Source organism: Bacillus sp. BACIII (assembly GCF_057836745.1).
On sequence record NZ_CM174437.1, the window covers coordinates 3,061,861 to 3,080,201 of the forward strand.

Consider the following 18,341-nt stretch of genomic DNA (forward strand, 5'->3'; position numbering starts at 1 on the left):
ATATTTATCCAACTAGTATACCATAATATTCAAAAGCCAAAAGGAGAGAGGACAAAATATGAAACGCGGCATTACCTTTAACATCCCAAATCAATTCGGACGGTTTGCGGCAGATATATTAAAACCGTTCCCCATCTCTTCCTATACGTGGTTTATCGGTGATGGAGAGGCGTATACTGAGTTCAAAGAAGACACCGATACAGAGCTGTTTCCGCAAAATCAGCGCATCATTGAGGGTCAAGAACTCCGTCAGCGTCTGGAAGGAAACCCTTATTATATGATTTTTGCTGAATTGAAAGCTTTCCCGAGCGGGATGGTAACGGAAATCGATACGTACGCGGAGTATGTGGAGAGTTCCTGTGAACTTGTGCTTCTCATCGCGGATTGCTCGTATGTAACGTTATATTGCAAAGATCCGGACATGCTCGAAGCTCTTTTTCAGCAGGCTGTACAATGCGGGTTTCACCGCGTTGACTATGTTACAGATGAGAATGATGCGAGAACAAGATTGTCTGTCTGATGAAGGTGGTTCTTTTTATGAAGCGCCGGATAGGGCTTATGATTCAAAATATTGACAAATTCGTGTGTTTTCAACAAAAAAACACCCCCCTCATGTAAACTGAGTGCGTAACTTACATATGAAAGGGGTATGAAATGAAAATCAGGTTGAAGAAAAAAGCAGTTTTTTGGAAGAAGACGGCGGTTTCATCTCTTATTTTCACCATGTTTTTTACCCTGATGATGAGCGGTACGGTGTTTGCGGCCGGGCTGAATAAGGATCAGAAGCGCCGGGCGGAACAGCTGACCAGCATATTTGAAAACGGAAAGACGGAAATCCAATACGGCTATGTTGAAGCGTTGGATGACGGAAGAGGTTACACCTGCGGCCGGGCCGGCTATACGACGGCTACCGGAGATGCGCTGGAAGTAGTCGAAGTATACACGAAAGCGGTGCCGAATAACTGAAAAAGTATTTGCCTGAATTACGGCGTCTTGCAAAGGACGAAAGCGATGACATCAGCAATCTGAAAGGATTCGCTTCTGCCTGGCGCTCACTTGGCAATGATAAGGCCTTCCGCGCTGCCCAAGATAAGGTAAATGACAGCTTGTATTATCAGCCGGCGATGAAACGTTCAGAGCAAGCCGGACTGAAAACGGCATTGGCAAAAGCAGTGATGTACGATACGGTGATTCAGCATGGCGACGGCGATGATCCAGACTCCTTTTATGCCCTGATTAAACGCACGAACAAAAAAATGGGCGGGTCACCGAAAGACGGAACGGACGAGAAGAAATGGCTGAATAAATTTTTGGATGTGCGCTATGATGATCTGATGAATCCGTCAGATGAGGATACCCAGGATGAATGGAGAGAATCGGTTGCCCGTGTCGACGTTTTCCGCGATATTGTCAAAGAGAAGAACTACAATTTAAACGGGCCGATTCATGTCCGGTCAAGCGAATACGGAAATTTCACGATTCAATAAACAAAAAAACCCCGCCACATGGCGGGGTTTTACTATTAACCGATGGAGCCTTCCATTTAGAACTTGATTATTTTTGAGTATTTTGATATATCATAACCCTTTTCAAGAGTTGATATTTAAACATTTATAATAATTATTGGTCTTATTAAATCATTGATTTTCATAAAATCGTGGGTGTTTTGTGGGTGTACCCACATCTTATTTTGTTGTACTTAAAAGATATACAAATAAAGGAATGATGGTATTGAATATAAATAAAATCAGATCCGCACTATACAAATCGGCCAAGCTTCTTAGAGATGTAAATGCAGCAAAAAAACGGCACATTAGGAAAAAGAGTGGCTCGACGTGCAGCCGGAAAAGCAGCGGTTAAAAAAGGGTCTAAAAAACTGGATGAAACTCCTGATCCACTAACAGCAATTAAACCGTTTGTCATGCGAGAAGATGTAGTTGTAGCAGGTGGCGCCGTATAATGTCATCAACGATGTGAGCGCAAAAGACAGGCTGCTTCAGCTTGCTAAAAAATTAGATGAAAGCAGAAAGCCGTTTACTGTGCAAAAGATAAACCCACCTTGGTTAAATAAAGAGAAGTATGAAGCATATGAAATAAAGGGAAATGTAAAAGCGAAAGGTAAAATTAAAGATGTAAGCCGTAGAGTATATACGATGAAAGATATCGATCTTAATCAATCGTAAAGGCCTTACGAATCTTCACTGATGAAAAATGGTGACGCTCCGTTTGCAAAAGATGGCACACAGATTAATTTACATCACTTGATTCAAGAAGAACCTGGCCCAATGCTTGAAATTCCAAATAGCTTACATACTAAATATAGAATCTGACGGCGAAAGCTTTAGAAACGATCCAGTTTTGGATAATTTCCGAGATAGGTATTGGAAGTGGAGAGCAAAACAATATGAAAAATAAAAAGGAATGGTTTATATGGTATTGATACTTTGGGGTATGACTATGGTGGAGCTTCTGTAGTTGAAACCACAGAAGAATATCGTACTCATTATAATTTATCTGAGGGACTTGTTGTAATAGAAGATATAGATTTTTTTGCATATGCCTTAGATACAAAACAAAATGAACAGTAATAATGAATGTCCGGTTTTTATTTGGGATAGAGTGCTTGGACACCAAAACAAGTTATCCGATAGCTTTATTGAATTTTTCTAAAAAAGATTGCTTTTAAAAAAAGAAAACTGGGAAGAGGATGAAGATTGGGACGATTAAGCAAAAGCATTTAATTTAGAGTTGAAAACTGGTTAATGAATGAACTAAGGCAAAAAAGATATTTTACGCCTCTGTCAGAGATATTGATCATTCATTAACCATAAAAATATTAGAGATCGAGGTTCAAAGATAGCATACATCAGTCATGTAAGGAAGGCTCAAGTTTTTGTATCATATCTTTTAGTTTATTTGCATTTTTGGCGTACATGGCTTTAGCCGATTTTGAGTCAGTCGCAAGAGCAAACAATTCCAAATCGGCCTGACATTTTTTTAACGTTGCCAATAATAGAGGTTTTTCCTGAGGAGTCGGAATTTTAATTTTATCATCATACAGATCCACAGTTAATTGTCCATCTGAGTCAACTTGTCCAAGAAAAACGTTTTCTTTTGTAACACCTAATTTTTCAAGCTCTTCGTGCAGCCAGCGCCGATTTAATCCACCTATAGTCAATGCTTCGTCTAAAATTACTCCGTCCATGATTACGGTTTGAGGCTCTTTCTTTGACTGATAAGGCATCTGTAAATCTTTGATTGTGACCGGTCTGTGTTCTTTTTTTAACAGCACACTCAAATCACCGGTTTGTTCTAGCATGGCAAATTGAACATCAGAAATATTAAATACATTCTTTTTGCGTAAAAGTTCCAACAGCTCATCAGCTGAGTATTTTTCTTTTTTTAAATTATCTTCCATAATTTTTCCATCTTTAATAAAAACTGTTCCGGTTCCTTCAAGAAAATCACGAATTTTTTTATTTTTTAATGAGATCCACTCTACCAAGAAAGAAACGGATGAGAAAATAAAAATGGCGATAATAGCATTAATGATGTTTCTTTCAAGACCCATTACCACCTCGGATGTAATGCCCCCGATTGTAATTCCCGAGATATATTCAAAAACTGAAAGCTCTGCCAATTGTCTTTTGCCCAGCATTTTCGTCATGACAAACAGAACGACTACAAAAATAAAAGAGCGCATGACAATATCTAACCAATCAGGCACATTGATCCCTCCTCCATTATAATACTTTCAAATCAGAATCCTTTATATTGATATTCATCTCGTTCAAGCTCGCCGACCCGTTTTTTCAGATCTAAAATCACTTCTTCACTCATCATCATTGTTTCATGAAAAAGACGTTTCGCTTCTTCATCCTGAGATTTGAGCGCTAAAGCCGACAGACCTGCTTCAATACTCTTGAGACTGGCTAAGCATTGTTTTACCTGAGCTCCAACTGTCATGTGTACAACCTCCTTATCCTTTTGGTTTAAAAATTAGTGCTCCAATCAGACCAAAAATAACAGCAGCCGAAATTCCAGAACTTGTTACTTTAAACATACCGGTGATTACTCCGATTAGGCCATATTGATTTGCTTCTTCCATTGCCCCATGGAAAAGCTGATTTCCAAAACTGACTATCGGTACAGTTGCTCCAGCTCCCGCAAAATCAATAAATGGTTCATAAAGCCCAAACGCATCAAGTAAAGCGCCAATGACGACAAGTGTGGACAGCGTATGTGCCGGTGTCAGCTTAAATACATCGAACATAATTTGCCCAACGACACATATCAGTCCCCCGACAACAAATGCCCAAAAAAAGATCACCTATTTCTCACCTCCGAGCTCAATTGAAACAGCATGGGCAATACACGGAATCGTTTCTTTTTGCTGGTATGACAATGGAGATAATAATGCTCCGGTTGCAACGACAAGAAGACGCTTAATTTCACCTTTTTTCATTAGATTTAATAAATGCCCATATGCAACGGCCGCTGAGCATCCCGCACCGCTTCCTCCGGCAAGTACAGGCTGTCCTTCCCTGTAAATCATTAAGCCGCAATCCTGAAATTGTTTTTCACTAATCCATGTCTCGTGTTTTTTGAATAAATCCAAAGCAATTTCCCTGCCGATGTGCCCAAGATCCCCTGTCGCGATGACATCATAATAGGAAGGGTCAACCCCCCGCTCTTTTAAATGGGTTTCAATCGTATCTACGGCAGCAGGCGCCATCGCCCCTCCCATATTAAAAGGATCTGTCAAGCCCATATCAATAATTCTTCCGATTGTGGCTGATGTGACAACAGGACCGTCTCCCTTATCCTTTAACAGTGCTGCGCCGGCAGCAGTAACAGTCCATTGTGAGGTAGGGGGCTTTTGCGAACCGTATTCTGTTGGATAGCGGAATTGTTTTTCAACTGCCGCATTATGGCTTACAGCCCCGGTCAGCAAACAGTTTGCTCCCTTATGGTTAACAAGAAAAGCACCCAAGGCTAAGCCTTCCATCGATGTGGAACACGCTCCAAATAGCCCAATATAAGGTGCTCCCAGTGTTTTTGTAGCAAAGCTGGTTGGTGTAATTTGATTAATTAAATCTCCGCCTAGAAAAAACTGTACCTGATCTTTTTGGATGTTCGCTTTTTTAATCGCCGTTTGGCAGGCATCTTCCAAAAGAACTTGCTGGGCTTTTTCAAACGAATCCTGATTCAGCCACATATCGTTGTGCAAAAGATCGAAATCATTCGGGATTTTTCCATTCCCTTCGAACGGCCCTCCTACTGTTCCAGTCGCAACAATAACCGGTTTACGATCAAAAATCCAAGTACGGTGACCCGCAAGCATTACAGTCCCCCCCAAGTAATGAGGATGGTTTTAATCGTAGCAAACACAAATGCGGAGAAAACACCAAACATAATGACAGAGCCAGCCAACTTGAACATATTGCCTCCCACACCTAATACAAATCCTTCGGTACGATGTTCAATTGCCGCAGAAATAACCGCATTTCCAAATCCGGTCACTGGTATAGCTGACCCTGCACCTCCAAATTGAGCAATCCGATCGTAAATCCCAAACCCTGTTAAGAGCATAGAGATGAAAATCATTGTCGCAACAGTGGGATTTCCGGCCGTCAGAGTTGTAAAATTAAAATAATACATAAAAAACATTTGAATTGCTTGTCCGATTAAACAAATGATTCCGCCTGTTATAAAAGCATTTAAGCAATTTTTTAAAACAGGCCGTTTGACTTCTCGTTCTTTTGCGAATTGTTGATATTCTTGCATAACAGGTGTTAAATTTTTCTTTTTTTGATTAGCCATTTAACCCCACCTCTTTAAGGCTTTTCTTTCATCATTTTTTTGATTTTCTTAAGTTTTTTCTGCAATTTTTGTTCACTGATTTTTTTGTTTTCAAGCTGTTTTTCTAATTTGTCTAACTCCCAATAGATTTTTTGATCGGTTGACACTTCAATACTGTAACCAGGAATTTTTTTTTCCAGCAGGGCTTTAGACTGTTTCTCGATATCCTTTAGCCGAAAACGGCCAAACTGTTCAACCTGAACAGCCAGGATTAAATCCTTTTTACTATTGGCTCCTCTGACTTTAGTAACTTCATCTTTTTTCAATAACTGATCCTTTGCTTTATTTGCTACGGCCTGATCTGTTTTATCATTTTGAACATTTACATGCCGAATTGCCATCGATTTGTTTTGATTATTGTTTTCGTTTACATTTTGACAACCAATGGTGATGGTACTTATAGTAAGTAAAAATACTGCTATAAGGAAATAATTCAAAAAAACCTTCATCCTCATCACCCCTTTCAAGAAAAAGGTTGGCTAATTATCACCAACCTTTTTCAATCCTTACTGTTGTTTATATTGCGGTTCTTCTTGTTCAATTTGCTCAAGACGCGGCTCGAGTGAATCAACAATCGTTTGAGTTTGTTGGGCAGCTTGTTGATAAAGCTGCTTAGCATTCTGGTTATCAGTGCCTAATGAAAATGTTTCAAAGCTTGCTTGTGCGCTTTTCAGACTTGCTAAGGCCTGTTTGACTTGATTGACAACTGTCATGTTTTCTACCTCCTTTATCAACTTTATAATTATAGAATGTATTACTTTTCATATCATATTCAATCCATTTTTTTCATTTTTCTCTGTTAGTTGAAAATCACATCTTAGACTGGCGAAGCATAAAATGTAAAAGAAAGCAGCTCGATTAGTAGATCCAGTACTATCCATCCCTCCACTTAGGTGTAATGCACATTTCTTCACTCATTTAGATACACATTTTAAAATTAACGAACAACCGAAAAGAGCCGTTTTTTTAAAGGCTTTTTTCCTATTGTCCTGACTTTTTATTGGTTCTCTTAAGGGATGGACAAAATAAAACTACAAAAAGCCCTTATATAGAAAAGGGCCTTTTTGTATCACAATAAATCAACCGCAATGCCAAAGTAGCTATAATTTGACAACATACAATTGTAAAAACCTTGTCTTTCAACGGACATTTTTATTGTAACGGAGGTTGGAATTGTTGGTTTTACTGACCTTGTTGATTAAATGATTGTTGAGCCTTTGAGCCTTTGAGCCTTTGAGCTTTAATACTTGGCCGACCTTGATCAAGTTCGGATCCTTGATACCGTTCAATCTTTGCAGGGTTGCCATACTTACACCTGTTTTCTGTGCAACTACAGATAGAGCATCTCCTTTCTTCACGGTGTACGTCGCCCCGTTAGCCTTTGTTTTTGTTTTCGCAGGAGAAGATGTTTTTTTACCACCAAGGCGTTCTAATTCTGTAGCAATGGCCGCCTTTACTTGTTCCCATCTTCCCTCAAACAAAATGCGGTGCGGGCAATACTTGCCGTTCCAGTCTTGATGCTTTCTTAACCCCTTTCTGTAATGTCATGACTGCTTTAGTCAATTGAATAATTTGATCTTGCATTTGCTTGATGGTTTGACTATCCGTAATGTGCTGCTGCACAAGGGCAACAATTTGCTCTTGGGCCTGCTCCATTGGGCCGGGCGTATTCAAATCATTAATGACGGGATTTTGATAATCCGGGTTAATAATGAGAGCACCATCAGATAATTTGTAACGGAACGGATTGGAAATAAATTCAGCCGTGGCAAATTCATCCGATATCTCAATTGCTTTATCCAGCTCCCCTACCAAAGCATAAGCTGCTACTTCGTTGTTTTCATTTAGGACAATTTGCAATTAAAAGACCCCCTTGATACTCGAAATATAGATTTCAGGGTTACTGATTTCCATTTTTTCAGTATCCAGCGAAAGACATTCTGTCACAACTAATGTCTTTCCGTCCGTGTACTTCAGTCTGATTTCATCTTGATACATGCCTTTCCCGTTGCTTTTTAGGCCGGCATTGTTGATATAAAAAACAGTATCGACCGGGACAGGAAATAGCTGAAAATTAGAAATATCGGCAGCAAGTTTAATAGTATCCCCCGCTTTCGCGCTCCCTGAAAACAATAGAACCGGTGATTTCGATACCCAATTACGAAATGCTCCCTGGTATTTTTCAATATGCCAATCAGATCCCTGCAAAGTCACTAAGCCATTATCCTGATCACTGAAAACGGCGAAAATAAACCCATTCGCGTTGTCGCCGTTCAATTTAGGCGGCAGATTTTGAGTCGTAGAATTATACCAGTACACACCCGTACTAATAATGTCATAAATATCCGCTAAAACAACGGGCGTTGTATCCATTTTGTTAACGATAGCTGTATCAATTTTTTGTTTCATTTCCCCAAGATCAGCGGACACGCTTTTTCCCAAATTATCAACTACGCTGTTGAATTGACTAATTTGATCATTGAGGGTTTTCATATCATTTTCATATTGGCCGGTCGTGACAATATCACTGTTTTGAATTTTAGTATTAAGCGTGTTTAATTGCTCTTGCAATGATTGGATTGTTGTTTTAGTGCCCTCTATGATATTTTGTGTTACGTCCTGATCTGATTTGACCAAGGTTAAAAAGTCGTCATAGGCTTGTTTAAGCTGCGTTTTCAAATTTTCAAAATCAGAAATAAAGGAGGCTGAATTGATACCCATTTCCACTTTGTTCTCAAGCACTTTGATTTTAAATTCTAATGTGGTGTCTGTTTGACTGTCTCGGCTCACTTTAAAGAATGCCTGTTCATATTCCCCCACGGCCGCAAATGCTTGGTAAGGGAACACATAACGAAAAATCCCGCCCTGGGCATTAAGGACAATACCGCCGTTTGTATCAATAATATGCGTGCCGTCAGGCTTCAGCCCTTCGAAAGAGACAGTTTTCCCGGTTAGATCATAAGGCGTACCGTTTGATATGACTGATACCGTCACCGTATTAAAATCCCGAAGGAAACTAAAAACAATAAGGAAATTAAATTTTTTACAGTAGACCAACTAGAAAAATTTCTAAATCAGGTGAAAGAACCTCAGAAAAATTCCAAATACAAACATTCAATACAGTATTATGTTTTATTTTCTCTCATGGCTCGGACCGGTTTACGAATAGGTGAAGCGCTCGCTCTAACCTGGAACGATATAGATTTTGAAGAGTGCACGATAAAAGTGAATAAAACACTAGTCTACCCGACAAATTCCACACCCTATCTTTCAACTCCTAAATCAAAAGCCGGCTTAAGAATAATCAAACTAGATATGCACACCATTCAGCTTTAAAAAAAACGTAGAATCAACAGAAACGAGGTTGTGCTCAAATATAAAAATTACAAAAAACCGGAGACCGATATTGTGTTTTATCAGCATGACGGACGCTGGTTGCGCACAAATGTTGTTAGGGAATATTTCAAAGAGATATGTAAAAGAGCTGAGTTACCAATATTGTCACCCCACGCATTAAGGCATAGCCATGCGATTCATTTAATTGAGGCCAAAGCTGATTTGAAATTTGCATCTGAAAGACTTGGGCATTCGAGCATAAAAATAACCGCAGATACGTACCTCCATGTCACTAAAAAAATTGAAAATGATGCATTAGAGATGTATCTGCGGTATACAATTTTATAATCTTGTGGGTGTTTTGTGGGTGAGGTTTTCTTAAACCCCTGCTGTATCAGGCTTAGCCGATACTGCCTTCCATTTCGAACTTGATCAAACGGTTCATTTCAACTGCGTATTCCATCGGAAGTTCTTTTGTGAACGGCTCGATGAAGCCCATAACGATCATTTCTGTTGCTTCTTCTTCAGAAATACCGCGGCTCATCAAGTAGAAAAGCTGTTCTTCAGAAACTTTTGATACTTTCGCTTCGTGCTCCAATGAAATGTTGTCGTTCAGAATTTCATTGTAAGGGATTGTATCAGAAGTTGATTTGTTATCCATAATGAGCGTATCGCACTCGATGTTTGAACGGGCGCCGTCCGCTTTCCGTCCGAAGTGGACGATACCGCGGTACGTTACTTTCCCGCCTTGCTTTGAAATCGATTTTGATACGATTGTGGATGACGTATTCGGTGCAAGGTGAATCATTTTCGCACCTGCGTCCTGATGCTGACCTTTGCCCGCAAGAGCGATAGAAAGCGTCATGCCGCGCGCGCCTTCACCTTTCAGAATGACAGCCGGATATTTCATCGTCAATTTAGAACCGATGTTTCCGTCAACCCATTCCATTGTCGCGTTTTCTTCACAAACCGTACGTTTCGTTACAAGGTTGTAAACGTTGTTCGCCCAGTTTTGGATTGTTGTATAACGGCAGTAGCCGCCTTTTTTGACGATGATTTCAACAACCGCGCTGTGAAGTGAGTTTGTCGTATACACAGGAGCCGTACAGCCCTCTACGTAATGAACGCTTGCTTCTTCGTCAACGATGATCAGCGTGCGTTCGAACTGGCCCATGTTCTCAGAGTTGATGCGGAAGTACGCTTGAAGCGGTGTTTCAACCTTCACGCCTTTTGGCACGTAGATGAAAGATCCGCCGGACCAAACAGCTGAGTTCAGCGCCGCAAACTTGTTATCTGTCGGCGGAATGACTTTCGCCCAGTGCTCGCGGAAAATGTCTTCATTTTCTTTCAGCGCGCTGTCTGTGTCTTTGAAGACGATGCCTTGCGCTTCAAGATCTTCTTTCATGTTGTGGTACACAACCTCAGATTCGTACTGTGCAGAAACACCGGCAAGGTATTTTTGCTCAGCTTCAGGAATACCGAGTTTGTCGAATGTCTGTTTAATTTCCTCAGGCACTTCATCCCAAGAACGCTCTGAACGCTCAGACGGTTTTACGTAGTACGTAATTTCGTCAAAGTTTAAAGAGTTTAAATCCCCGCCCCACTGCGGCATCGGCATGTTGTAGAAATGCTCAAGAGATTTCAGGCGGAAATCAAGCATCCATTGAGGCTCTTCTTTCATGCGTGAAATTTCTTCTACGATTTCTTTTGTCAATCCGCGCTCTGAACGGAAAATGGAAACGTCCTTATCGTGAAAACCGTACTTGTATTCACCAATTTCAGGCATTTTTTTAGCCATCCATTTTCACTCCAATCTTTTAATTGCCGCCTTTTTCGCCAGCGACTCCTTTTTCAAGTGCTTTCCATGAAAGGGTGGCACATTTAATCCGGGCCGGGAATTTCGAAACGCCTTGAAGGGCTTCAATATCCCCGAGATCTATTGAGTCGTCATACTCTTTCCCTTGCATCATGTCTGAGAAAATCTTAGACATGGAAAGGGCGGTATCAATATCTTTTCCTTTAATCGCCTGCGTCATCATGGAAGCTGAAGCCATGGAGATGGAGCAGCCTTCCCCTTCAAACTTCGCTTCCTGAACGGTATCGCCGTCAAGCTTCATTGTCAGTCTGATCCGGTCGCCGCAAGTCGGGTTGTTCATATCGACGACGATGCTGTCATCCAAAACCCCTTTGTTGCGCGGATTTTTGTAATGATCCATGATCACTTGTCTGTATAATGTATCTAAATTTGCATTAAAAGACATTTGTAAAGTACTCCTTTGTCTTTTGGAGAGCTTCCGCGAGCTTATCGATCTCTTCCTCTGTATTATACAGATAAAAACTCGCTCTCGCAGTAGCAGATACATCCAGCCATTTCATGAGCGGCTGGGCGCAATGATGGCCGGCTCTGACCGCAATGCCCTCAGCATCAAGGACAGTCGCGACATCATGAGGGTGAACCTCATCAAGGTTAAATGTCACAAGGCCCGCCCGCTCTTTCGGTCCGTATACCGTAACGCCGTCGAGCTGTTCGAAACGGTCAAGCGCATAGGCCGCAAGCTTATGCTCATGCCGGGAAATCTCGTCGAGTCCGACCTCTTCAAGAAAATCAATCGCGGCTCCCAATCCGATCGCGCCTGCAATAATCGGCGTGCCTGCTTCAAACTTCCACGGAAGCTCTTTCCAAGTTGATTCATAAAGCCCTACAAAGTCGATCATCTCGCCGCCAAATTCGGCCGGCTCCATATTCTCAAGCAGTTCTTTCTTGCCGTACAGCACGCCGATTCCCGTCGGGCCGCACATTTTATGGGAAGAAAGCGCGAAGAAGTCGCAATCCAGATCCTGAACGTCGATTTTCATGTGCGGTGTGCTCTGCGCTCCGTCCACCACGATGACCGCGCCGTTGTCATGAGCGATTTTGGCGATTTCTTTAATCGGGTTGATCGTGCCGAGCACGTTTGACACATGAGCGACCGCCACGATCTTCGTATGGCTTGTGATAGTCTGCCGGACGTCTTCCAGCGAAAGCGTGCCGTCTTCCTGCATCGGGATATACTTTAAAGTCGCGCCGGTTGCTTTTACAGCCTGCTGCCACGGGATGATATTCGCATGATGCTCCATTTGGGTGATGACCACTTCATCACCTGGTTTTAAGCTGGCGCGGGCATAGCTCAGCGCCACCATATTCAGTGAAGTTGTCGTGCCTTTTGTGAAAATGACCTCAGCCATTGACTTCGCATTGATAAACTTACGAACTTTTTCACGTGCTCCTTCATAGCCGTCTGTCGCTCTTGTGCCAAGAGTATGGACGCCTCTGTGAACATTGGAATTGTATTTGCTGTAATACTGATCCACTGCTTCAATGACAGCACGCGGCTTCTGAGAAGTCGCCGCGCTGTCAAGGTACACGAGGTCATGTCCGTTCACTTGCTGATGAAGGATCGGGAACTGTTCACGAATATCAGTGATATTCATTATTTTACTTTCCTTTCGATGACGGAGACGAGCTGTTTCTTAACTCCTTCAATCGGAAGTTCTTTTACCACCGGAGCAAGGAATCCGTAAATGACTAAGCGTTCCGCTTCTTCTTTCGCAATTCCGCGGCTCATTAAGTAGTAAAGCTGGATCGGATCCACACGGCCGACAGATGCCGCATGTCCTGCAGTTACATCGTCTTCATCAATTAAAAGAATCGGGTTTGCGTCGCCTCGCGCTTTTTCACTCAGCATCAGGACGCGGGATTCCTGTTCAGCGTTTGCTTTAGACGCGCCGTGCTCAATCTTGCCGATGCCGTTAAAGATGGAAGATGCGGCATCTTTCATGACTCCGTGCTTCAGGATATAGCCTTCAGAAGCCTTACCGAAGTGGATGATCTGCGTCGTAAAGTTTTCCGTCTGTTCTCCTCTTCCGACAACCACGGTTTTCGTATCGCCGTATGTGCCGTCTCCGTAGAGGTTTGTCGTGTTTTCAGAAATCGTGTCGCCATCGTTCATCAGACCGAGCGCCCACTCGATTTTGCTGTCGCGTCCGCGCGCGGCTCCGCGGCGGTTGACGTATGTTGTGACGCCTGCTGACAAGTTGTCAACGGCACCGTACGTCACGCTGGCATTATCACCTGTGATCACTTCACTGATAATGTTGAATACAGCTTCTTTCGGATTCACCGTGCTGATATAGTTCTCAACGTAAGTGACGGAGCTGTGGTCTTCAGCGACGATCAGCACGTGGTTGAACAATGCCGTGTCATTGCTTTCATGAACGTAAACGGCCTGAACAGGCGTCTCCACCTGAACGTTTTTAGGAACATAAAGGAATGCCCCGCCATTCATTAATGCCGCATGAAGCGCAGTCAGTTTATGCTCGTCGACCTTTACGCCGTCTTTCATGAAGTATTTCTCAACGAGGTCGCTGTGCTCACGGGCAGCCGTTAAGATGTCCGTGAAAATAACGCCTTTGTCTTTCAGCTCTTTAGAGAGAGACAGGAATGCAGGCGTTTGGTCACGCTGCACATATAACGTTTTGTCTTCGTTTTCGATATCGATCAGCGCTTTTGCTTCATCAGCTAAATCTTCCAAAGAAGCAAGCGGCGCGTTTTCTACTGTATGCTTGTTGAACTTTGTAAAGTTCCAATTTGTGATTTTTGTTTTATCAGGCTTAGGCAGCGGCAGATCTTCAGCTTTTTCAAGAGCCTGTAAGCGCAGGTTTTTCAGCCAGGCAGGTTCTTGATGCTTTTCGGAAAAGCCTTTGACATATTCCTGATCTACGGATAGTTTCGTTTCCAATGTCATGTTAATCCCCCTAACGCTTACGCTTCTTGGCCTACAGTTTCGTCTTCAATGCCGAGTTCTTGTTTAATCCAGTCATAACCTTCCGCTTCAAGGCGCTGTGCAAGCTCCGCACCGCCTGATTTCACTACGCGTCCCTGCATCATAACGTGAACGACATCTGGTGTGATGTAGTTCAGAAGGCGCTGATAGTGAGTGATCATTAAGCAGCCGAAGTTTTCGCTGCGCATTTTGTTGATTCCTTTAGAAACGACTTTAAGCGCATCGATATCAAGACCTGAATCGATCTCGTCAAGAATGGCGATTTTCGGCTCGATCATCATAAGCTGAAGGATTTCGTTGCGTTTTTTCTCTCCGCCTGAGAAACCTTCGTTCAGGTAACGCTGCGCCATTTCAGGGTCCATTTCAAGGAACTCCATGTTTTCGTCCATTTTGCGGATGAATTTCATAAGAGAAATTTCATCGCCTTCTTCGCGGCGTGCGTTAATCGCAGAGCGAAGGAAATCGGCATTTGTCACACCGCTGATTTCGCTTGGGTACTGCATCGCAAGGAAAAGACCCGCCTGAGCGCGCTCGTCCACTTCCATTTCCAGTACATCCTTGCCGTCAAGTGTGATGCTGCCTTTAGTGACTTCGTATTTCGGATGTCCCATAATCGCTGCAGAAAGCGTGGATTTACCGGTACCGTTCGGCCCCATGACAGCGTGGAATTCGCCGCCTTTTATTTCAAGGTTTACACCTTTTAAGATCTCTTTTCCTTCGATTTCAACGTGAAGATCCTTGATCGTTAATGTTGAAGCAGCCATATCTATACCTCCAAAAATATATAATCATTATTCTCAATTTATTCTCATTCTAATTTTATAACAAATGAAAAGTAAATACAACTTTTTATATTACCAGGAACATTCCTAAAGTTTATCAAAGATCAGGGTGTAATTAAAGCTGTTTAAAACAGAAAAAGGGCGGAATTCCACCCTTTTTTACTGACCGATTTTCTCATTAAGCTGCGCTGCGAGGAACTTGCTTTTTTGGTACTCAAGCTCCCTCTGCCGTTCGACTTCCATCCTTTTTGAAAGACGCCGTCCGTATTCCTCGTAGCCGATGCCGTGTGACTTCTGCATCGCTTTTTCCATTTCAGGCGTATAGTCAAGGTCCAGTCTCTCGTGGCTGGTGCAGATAATGAATCAATCCCTTCATATATTTGTTTCTATTGTAACAATGATCCTCTGCTCCGGCCAAAGCGAGTGTGCCCCTGAATCCTTTCGAATGTGCCGGTAACCGGCGCTGGCTTTATCTGAAAAACGGTATTCATACGATTGCTCTTTCTAATGCGTTGTATGTCCGAATTCCTGAATGCACTGCTGCACGAGGGTTACTCCCTGACTGAGAGCCGCGCCTCCCCCGAATGCCGCCGCGACGCTGATGACCTCAAGGATGTTTTCCTCTGTCGCACCCTGATCAAGACAGCCTTTCGTGTGATAAATCATGCAAAATTCATCTTGAGCGCTGATGCTGATGCCCAGAGCGATTAATTGTTTCTCTTTTTCAGTTAATGAATCCGCTGAAAAACACTGTTCAGTAAATTCATTAAACTTCCGCCCCATCATCGGCATTTTTTGCTCGAATATGCCTAAACCTTCTTTATATTGTTTCAATGCGTCATGCACGCTTTTTCCGTTATCCTGGTATTGAGCCACTGCCATTCCCTCCAATCGTTAACCTTCCTTTTTATTATGGACAGTTCTCCGATTAATACCCGAAAAAAACCCCGGATGGTCCATCCGGGGTTTTTGCTTTATTCAGATACTGGAAGCACGGCTCCGTCGTATTTTTTCTCAATAAAGTCTTTGATTTTCTTAGAGTGAAGCACTTCCATAAGCGCTTTGATTTTCGCTGATTTTTCGTCACCTTTGCGTACGGCGATGATGTTTGCGTACGGGTTGTTTTTCGTTGATTCCACTTGAATCGCATCTTTTAACGGATTCAGTTTGTTTTGAATCGCATAGTTGACGTTAATGAAGACTGCATCGCCTTCTTCTTCATTATATGCTTTCGCCGTTAATTCAGGGGCGATTTTTTTGAATGTCAGGTCTTTCGGGTTTTTCGTAATGTTTTTCGTAGTGGCGTCGATCGTTTTTACCTTCGGATCAAGAGTAATCAGTCCGGCTTTTTCAAGCATCGCCAGCATACGGCCTTGTTCAGCGACGTTGTTTGTCATGATGATGGTCGCGCCTTTAGGCAGGTCTTTCAGTGATTTGTATTTTTTCGTGTAAATACCGAACGGCTCAAGGTGAACGGCTCCGGCATTCACGAGTTTGTAATCTTTATTTTCTTTCATTTCCTGTTCAAGGTAAGGAACGTGCTGGAAGTAGTTCGCATCCACTTCATTATCAGCTAACGCTTTGTTGTACATTTTGTAATCGTTCAGCACTTTTACTTTTAATGTGTAGCCTTTTTCCTTCAAGAGCGGTTCCGCTTCTTTTAAGATTTCAGCATGCGGTGTTTTTGTCGCGGCGACGACGATTTCCTTTTTATTTGAGCCGTTTGATCCGCAGGCGGCCAAAACTCCCGCGAACACAAGCAGCAGCGCACTTAATACAATCTTTTTCAATGTAAATCCTCCCTTATCTTTTGTCTATTATATTTGTAATCACATCACCGATAATCTGAATGATAAAGACGATGATGAGTATAAATACTGTCGCTACAAACGTTACATCCGTATTGTTGGACTGGTACCCCTCTACATATGCAAGGTTTCCGAGTCCGCCTGAACCGATGGCGCCGGCAATGGCGGTAGATCCGATCAGGGCGATGGCTGTAACGGTGATGCCCGAAATTAACGCAGGCATTGATTCAGGAATCAGCACTTTGAAGATAATCGTCGATGTCTTTGCTCCCATTGATCTGGCAGCTTCGATGACTCCTTTATCGACTTCCCGCAGCGCGATTTCAACAAGCCGGGCGTAAAACGGCGCGGAGCCGATAATCAGCGCGGGCAATGCGGCGTTCGGCCCTAAAATCGATCCGACCAAAATCTTAGTAAAGCCGAGAAGCAGAATAATTAAAATAAGAAACGGAATAGACCTGAAAATATTAACGACCGCCGCAATCACGGTGTTAATGATTTTATTTTCCCATAAGCTTCCCTTGCCCGTTAAAAAGAGCAGAAGACCGAGAATCGCTCCGATGATAAATGAAAAAACTAATGCGATGACCGTCATATAAAGGGTCTCGTATGTGGCCGTCCACAGCTCGGTTAAATCAACGTTCGGGAACCATTTTTCAAACATTTGTGATCACCTCTGCTTCTACCTGTTTGTCTTTGATGAACCTGATCACGTTTTCTACTTCTTTTTCCTGACCGTCAATATGGATGAATAAAGAACCGTAGGCTCCGTCCTTCGTCTGTGAGATTTTCCCCTGCAGAATATTGACGTCCACATCAAAGTTTCGGATCATCTCCGTAATGAGGGGCTGCTCGGCGGCCTGCCCGACAAATGAAAGCTGAATCGTTTTTCCTGTCGCGGTTTCCTGCAGAAAATGCTGGATGGTTTCTTTCGTCTCCTCCGGTTCTGTCACCTGCTGAACGAAACGCTTGGTCATCGGTTCGCGCGGGTTTCTGAAGACTTGGAGCACTTCGCCTTCTTCAACGACTTTCCCGTTTTCCATGACGGCGACTCTGTTGCAGATTTTTCGGATGACGTGCATTTCATGGGTAATGAGCACGATCGTCAGACCGAGTCTGTCATTTATATCGGATAAAAGATCCAAAATTGAATCGGTCGTCTGCGGGTCGAGCGCTGATGTCGCTTCATCGCACAGAAGGACTTTCGGATTATTGGCGAGCGCCCGGGCGATGCCGACACGCTGCTTTTGACCGCCGCTCAGCTGTGACGGATAAGACTTTTCTTTCCCCTCTAATCCGACCAGTTTAATCAGTTCATCGGCGCGGCGGACCCGTTCGCTTTTTTTCACGCCGGCGATTTCCAGCGGAAACATAATATTCTCCCGGACGGTACGCGACCACAATAGGTTAAAATGCTGGAAAATCATGCTGATTTCCTGGCGCGCTTTTCTCAGCCCGCGGCTGCTTACTTTATTTAATTCCGTCCCCGCGACTTCCACGATGCCTGACGTCGGCTTTTCAAGGCCGTTCAAAAGACGGATTAAGGAACTTTTACCAGCTCCGCTATATCCTATAATTCCAAATATTTCGCCCTTTTTGATATCAAGAGTGACATCTTGGACAGCATTGACATCCCCATGCTTCGCTTTGTACATTTTTGAAACATTTTGAAGATGGATCAAAGCAATCACCTGCCTTACACTATTCTAAGAAATCTTCCGGTTTTCTAC

21 protein-coding genes and 4 pseudogenes are annotated in these 18,341 nt (G+C 42.9%); 5 read left to right on the forward strand and 20 right to left on the reverse strand.

The annotated features are described in order from the left end of the window. Positions 1-58: 58 nt before the first annotated feature. From ACXN9U_RS14965 to ACXN9U_RS14980, 4 genes and pseudogenes are all read left to right on the forward strand, one after another. A complete protein-coding gene (locus ACXN9U_RS14965; protein ID WP_060964345.1) occupies positions 59-520 on the forward strand; it encodes a DUF2691 family protein in 462 nt (153 codons plus the stop codon). A gap of 134 nt (positions 521-654) precedes the next feature. Continuing rightward, positions 655-1,487, forward strand: a pseudogene (gene csn / locus ACXN9U_RS14970) (chitosanase). Between the two features lie 305 nt (positions 1,488-1,792). Further along, a complete protein-coding gene (locus ACXN9U_RS14975; protein WP_162492438.1) occupies positions 1,793-1,960 on the forward strand; it encodes a hypothetical protein in 168 nt (55 codons plus the stop codon). Continuing rightward, a pseudogene (locus ACXN9U_RS14980) lies at positions 1,953-2,415 on the forward strand (HNH/ENDO VII family nuclease); the annotation flags it as partial. The gene ACXN9U_RS14975 and the pseudogene ACXN9U_RS14980, both read left to right, overlap by 8 nt. Before the next feature lie 451 nt (positions 2,416-2,866). Here the strand turns inward: ACXN9U_RS14980 and ACXN9U_RS14985 are convergent. From ACXN9U_RS14985 to ACXN9U_RS15030, 10 genes and pseudogenes are all read right to left on the reverse strand, one after another. Further along, entirely contained in the window at positions 2,867-3,727 is an 861-nt protein-coding gene (locus tag ACXN9U_RS14985) for a DUF421 domain-containing protein (RefSeq protein WP_060964342.1), read from the reverse strand. A gap of 32 nt (positions 3,728-3,759) precedes the next feature. Continuing rightward, on the reverse strand, positions 3,760-3,966 hold the full coding sequence (locus tag ACXN9U_RS14990; RefSeq protein ID WP_060964341.1) for a DUF1657 domain-containing protein: 207 nt from the start codon (positions 3,964-3,966) through the stop codon (positions 3,760-3,762). Between the two features lie 13 nt (positions 3,967-3,979). Continuing rightward, positions 3,980-4,330 (reverse strand): stage V sporulation protein AE, encoded by a 351-nt coding sequence (gene spoVAE, locus ACXN9U_RS14995; protein WP_060964340.1) that lies wholly within the window; start codon positions 4,328-4,330, stop codon positions 3,980-3,982. Further along, entirely contained in the window at positions 4,331-5,344 is a 1,014-nt protein-coding gene (gene spoVAD / locus ACXN9U_RS15000) for a stage V sporulation protein AD (RefSeq protein ID WP_060964339.1), read from the reverse strand. Beyond that, a complete protein-coding gene (spoVAC, locus tag ACXN9U_RS15005) occupies positions 5,344-5,823 on the reverse strand; it encodes a stage V sporulation protein AC (RefSeq protein WP_060964338.1) in 480 nt (159 codons plus the stop codon). Before spoVAC ends, spoVAD begins: the two co-directional genes overlap by 1 nt. Positions 5,824-5,837: 14 nt before the next feature. After that, positions 5,838-6,311, reverse strand: a complete 474-nt coding sequence (locus ACXN9U_RS15010) for a hypothetical protein (protein ID WP_060964337.1) — start codon at positions 6,309-6,311, stop codon at positions 5,838-5,840. A gap of 57 nt (positions 6,312-6,368) precedes the next feature. Continuing rightward, complete coding sequence (locus tag ACXN9U_RS15015; protein ID WP_060964336.1) at positions 6,369-6,575, reverse strand: DUF1657 domain-containing protein; 207 nt, start codon at positions 6,573-6,575, stop codon at positions 6,369-6,371. A 513-nt stretch (positions 6,576-7,088) separates the two neighbouring features. Next, positions 7,089-7,391, reverse strand: a pseudogene (locus ACXN9U_RS15020) (LysM peptidoglycan-binding domain-containing protein); the annotation flags it as partial. Next, on the reverse strand, positions 7,336-7,722 hold the full coding sequence (locus ACXN9U_RS15025) for a DUF2977 domain-containing protein (protein ID WP_060964334.1): 387 nt from the start codon (positions 7,720-7,722) through the stop codon (positions 7,336-7,338). The gene ACXN9U_RS15025 and the pseudogene ACXN9U_RS15020, both read right to left, overlap by 56 nt. Beyond that, positions 7,723-8,856 (reverse strand): BppU family phage baseplate upper protein, encoded by a 1,134-nt coding sequence (locus ACXN9U_RS15030; RefSeq protein ID WP_235588374.1) that lies wholly within the window; start codon positions 8,854-8,856, stop codon positions 7,723-7,725. 39 nt (positions 8,857-8,895) lie between these two features. Here ACXN9U_RS15030 and ACXN9U_RS15035 point away from each other — a divergent pair. After that, positions 8,896-9,546: pseudogene (locus ACXN9U_RS15035) on the forward strand (site-specific integrase). Positions 9,547-9,598: 52 nt separating this feature from the next. Here ACXN9U_RS15035 and sufB read toward each other — a convergent pair. From sufB to metN, 10 genes are all read right to left on the reverse strand, one after another. Beyond that, entirely contained in the window at positions 9,599-10,996 is a 1,398-nt protein-coding gene (sufB, locus tag ACXN9U_RS15040; RefSeq protein ID WP_003151878.1) for a Fe-S cluster assembly protein SufB, read from the reverse strand. 19 nt (positions 10,997-11,015) lie between these two features. Continuing rightward, the gene (gene sufU / locus ACXN9U_RS15045; protein WP_003151877.1) at positions 11,016-11,459 is read right to left on the reverse strand and encodes a Fe-S cluster assembly sulfur transfer protein SufU; all 444 of its coding nucleotides are present in this window, start codon (positions 11,457-11,459) and stop codon (positions 11,016-11,018) included. After that, positions 11,449-12,669 carry a cysteine desulfurase SufS gene (gene sufS / locus ACXN9U_RS15050; RefSeq protein WP_060964333.1) on the reverse strand — a complete coding sequence of 407 codons (1,221 nt, stop codon included), beginning with the start codon at positions 12,667-12,669 and terminating at the stop codon, positions 11,449-11,451. Before sufS ends, sufU begins: the two co-directional genes overlap by 11 nt. Continuing rightward, entirely contained in the window at positions 12,669-13,982 is a 1,314-nt protein-coding gene (gene sufD / locus ACXN9U_RS15055) for a Fe-S cluster assembly protein SufD (RefSeq protein WP_016938012.1), read from the reverse strand. Before sufD ends, sufS begins: the two co-directional genes overlap by 1 nt. A gap of 17 nt (positions 13,983-13,999) precedes the next feature. Continuing rightward, entirely contained in the window at positions 14,000-14,785 is a 786-nt protein-coding gene (gene sufC / locus ACXN9U_RS15060) for a Fe-S cluster assembly ATPase SufC (protein ID WP_003151872.1), read from the reverse strand. Between the two features lie 177 nt (positions 14,786-14,962). Further along, a complete protein-coding gene (locus ACXN9U_RS15065) occupies positions 14,963-15,115 on the reverse strand; it encodes a YuzK family famiily protein (RefSeq protein WP_003151857.1) in 153 nt (50 codons plus the stop codon). A 192-nt stretch (positions 15,116-15,307) separates the two neighbouring features. Next, positions 15,308-15,685: a carboxymuconolactone decarboxylase family protein gene (locus ACXN9U_RS15070; protein ID WP_031306536.1), complete on the reverse strand. Its 378-nt coding sequence runs from the start codon at positions 15,683-15,685 to the stop codon at positions 15,308-15,310. Positions 15,686-15,777: 92 nt separating this feature from the next. Beyond that, positions 15,778-16,593, reverse strand: a complete 816-nt coding sequence (gene metQ / locus ACXN9U_RS15075; protein WP_060964332.1) for a methionine ABC transporter substrate-binding lipoprotein MetQ — start codon at positions 16,591-16,593, stop codon at positions 15,778-15,780. 13 nt (positions 16,594-16,606) lie between these two features. Further along, the gene (locus ACXN9U_RS15080) at positions 16,607-17,275 is read right to left on the reverse strand and encodes a methionine ABC transporter permease (protein ID WP_060964331.1); all 669 of its coding nucleotides are present in this window, start codon (positions 17,273-17,275) and stop codon (positions 16,607-16,609) included. Next, entirely contained in the window at positions 17,268-18,293 is a 1,026-nt protein-coding gene (gene metN, locus ACXN9U_RS15085; RefSeq protein WP_060964330.1) for a methionine ABC transporter ATP-binding protein MetN, read from the reverse strand. Before metN ends, ACXN9U_RS15080 begins: the two co-directional genes overlap by 8 nt. Positions 18,294-18,341: the final 48 nt, after the last annotated feature.

What these genes read in the sequence shown, in the direction of transcription:
- sufS (WP_060964333.1), bottom strand. Translation starts at nt 12,669, where the DNA reads ATGAATATCACTGATATTCGTGAACAGTTCCCGATCCTTCATCAGCAA.
- sufU (WP_003151877.1), bottom strand. Translation starts at nt 11,459, where the DNA reads ATGTCTTTTAATGCAAATTTAGATACATTATACAGACAAGTGATCATG.
- sufB (WP_003151878.1), bottom strand. Translation starts at nt 10,996, where the DNA reads ATGGCTAAAAAAATGCCTGAAATTGGTGAATACAAGTACGGTTTTCAC.
- ACXN9U_RS15015 (WP_060964336.1), bottom strand. Translation starts at nt 6,575, where the DNA reads ATGACAGTTGTCAATCAAGTCAAACAGGCCTTAGCAAGTCTGAAAAGC.
- sufD (WP_016938012.1), bottom strand. Translation starts at nt 13,982, where the DNA reads ATGACATTGGAAACGAAACTATCCGTAGATCAGGAATATGTCAAAGGC.
- sufC (WP_003151872.1), bottom strand. Translation starts at nt 14,785, where the DNA reads ATGGCTGCTTCAACATTAACGATCAAGGATCTTCACGTTGAAATCGAA.
- ACXN9U_RS15070 (WP_031306536.1), bottom strand. Translation starts at nt 15,685, where the DNA reads ATGGCAGTGGCTCAATACCAGGATAACGGAAAAAGCGTGCATGACGCA.
- spoVAC (WP_060964338.1), bottom strand. Translation starts at nt 5,823, where the DNA reads ATGGCTAATCAAAAAAAGAAAAATTTAACACCTGTTATGCAAGAATAT.
- ACXN9U_RS15010 (WP_060964337.1), bottom strand. Translation starts at nt 6,311, where the DNA reads ATGAAGGTTTTTTTGAATTATTTCCTTATAGCAGTATTTTTACTTACT.
- ACXN9U_RS15065 (WP_003151857.1), bottom strand. Translation starts at nt 15,115, where the DNA reads ATGGAAAAAGCGATGCAGAAGTCACACGGCATCGGCTACGAGGAATAC.
- ACXN9U_RS15080 (WP_060964331.1), bottom strand. Translation starts at nt 17,275, where the DNA reads ATGTTTGAAAAATGGTTCCCGAACGTTGATTTAACCGAGCTGTGGACG.
- ACXN9U_RS14965 (WP_060964345.1), top strand. Translation starts at nt 59, where the DNA reads ATGAAACGCGGCATTACCTTTAACATCCCAAATCAATTCGGACGGTTT.
- ACXN9U_RS14990 (WP_060964341.1), bottom strand. Translation starts at nt 3,966, where the DNA reads ATGACAGTTGGAGCTCAGGTAAAACAATGCTTAGCCAGTCTCAAGAGT.
- ACXN9U_RS14975 (WP_162492438.1), top strand. Translation starts at nt 1,793, where the DNA reads ATGCAGCAAAAAAACGGCACATTAGGAAAAAGAGTGGCTCGACGTGCA.
- spoVAD (WP_060964339.1), bottom strand. Translation starts at nt 5,344, where the DNA reads ATGCTTGCGGGTCACCGTACTTGGATTTTTGATCGTAAACCGGTTATT.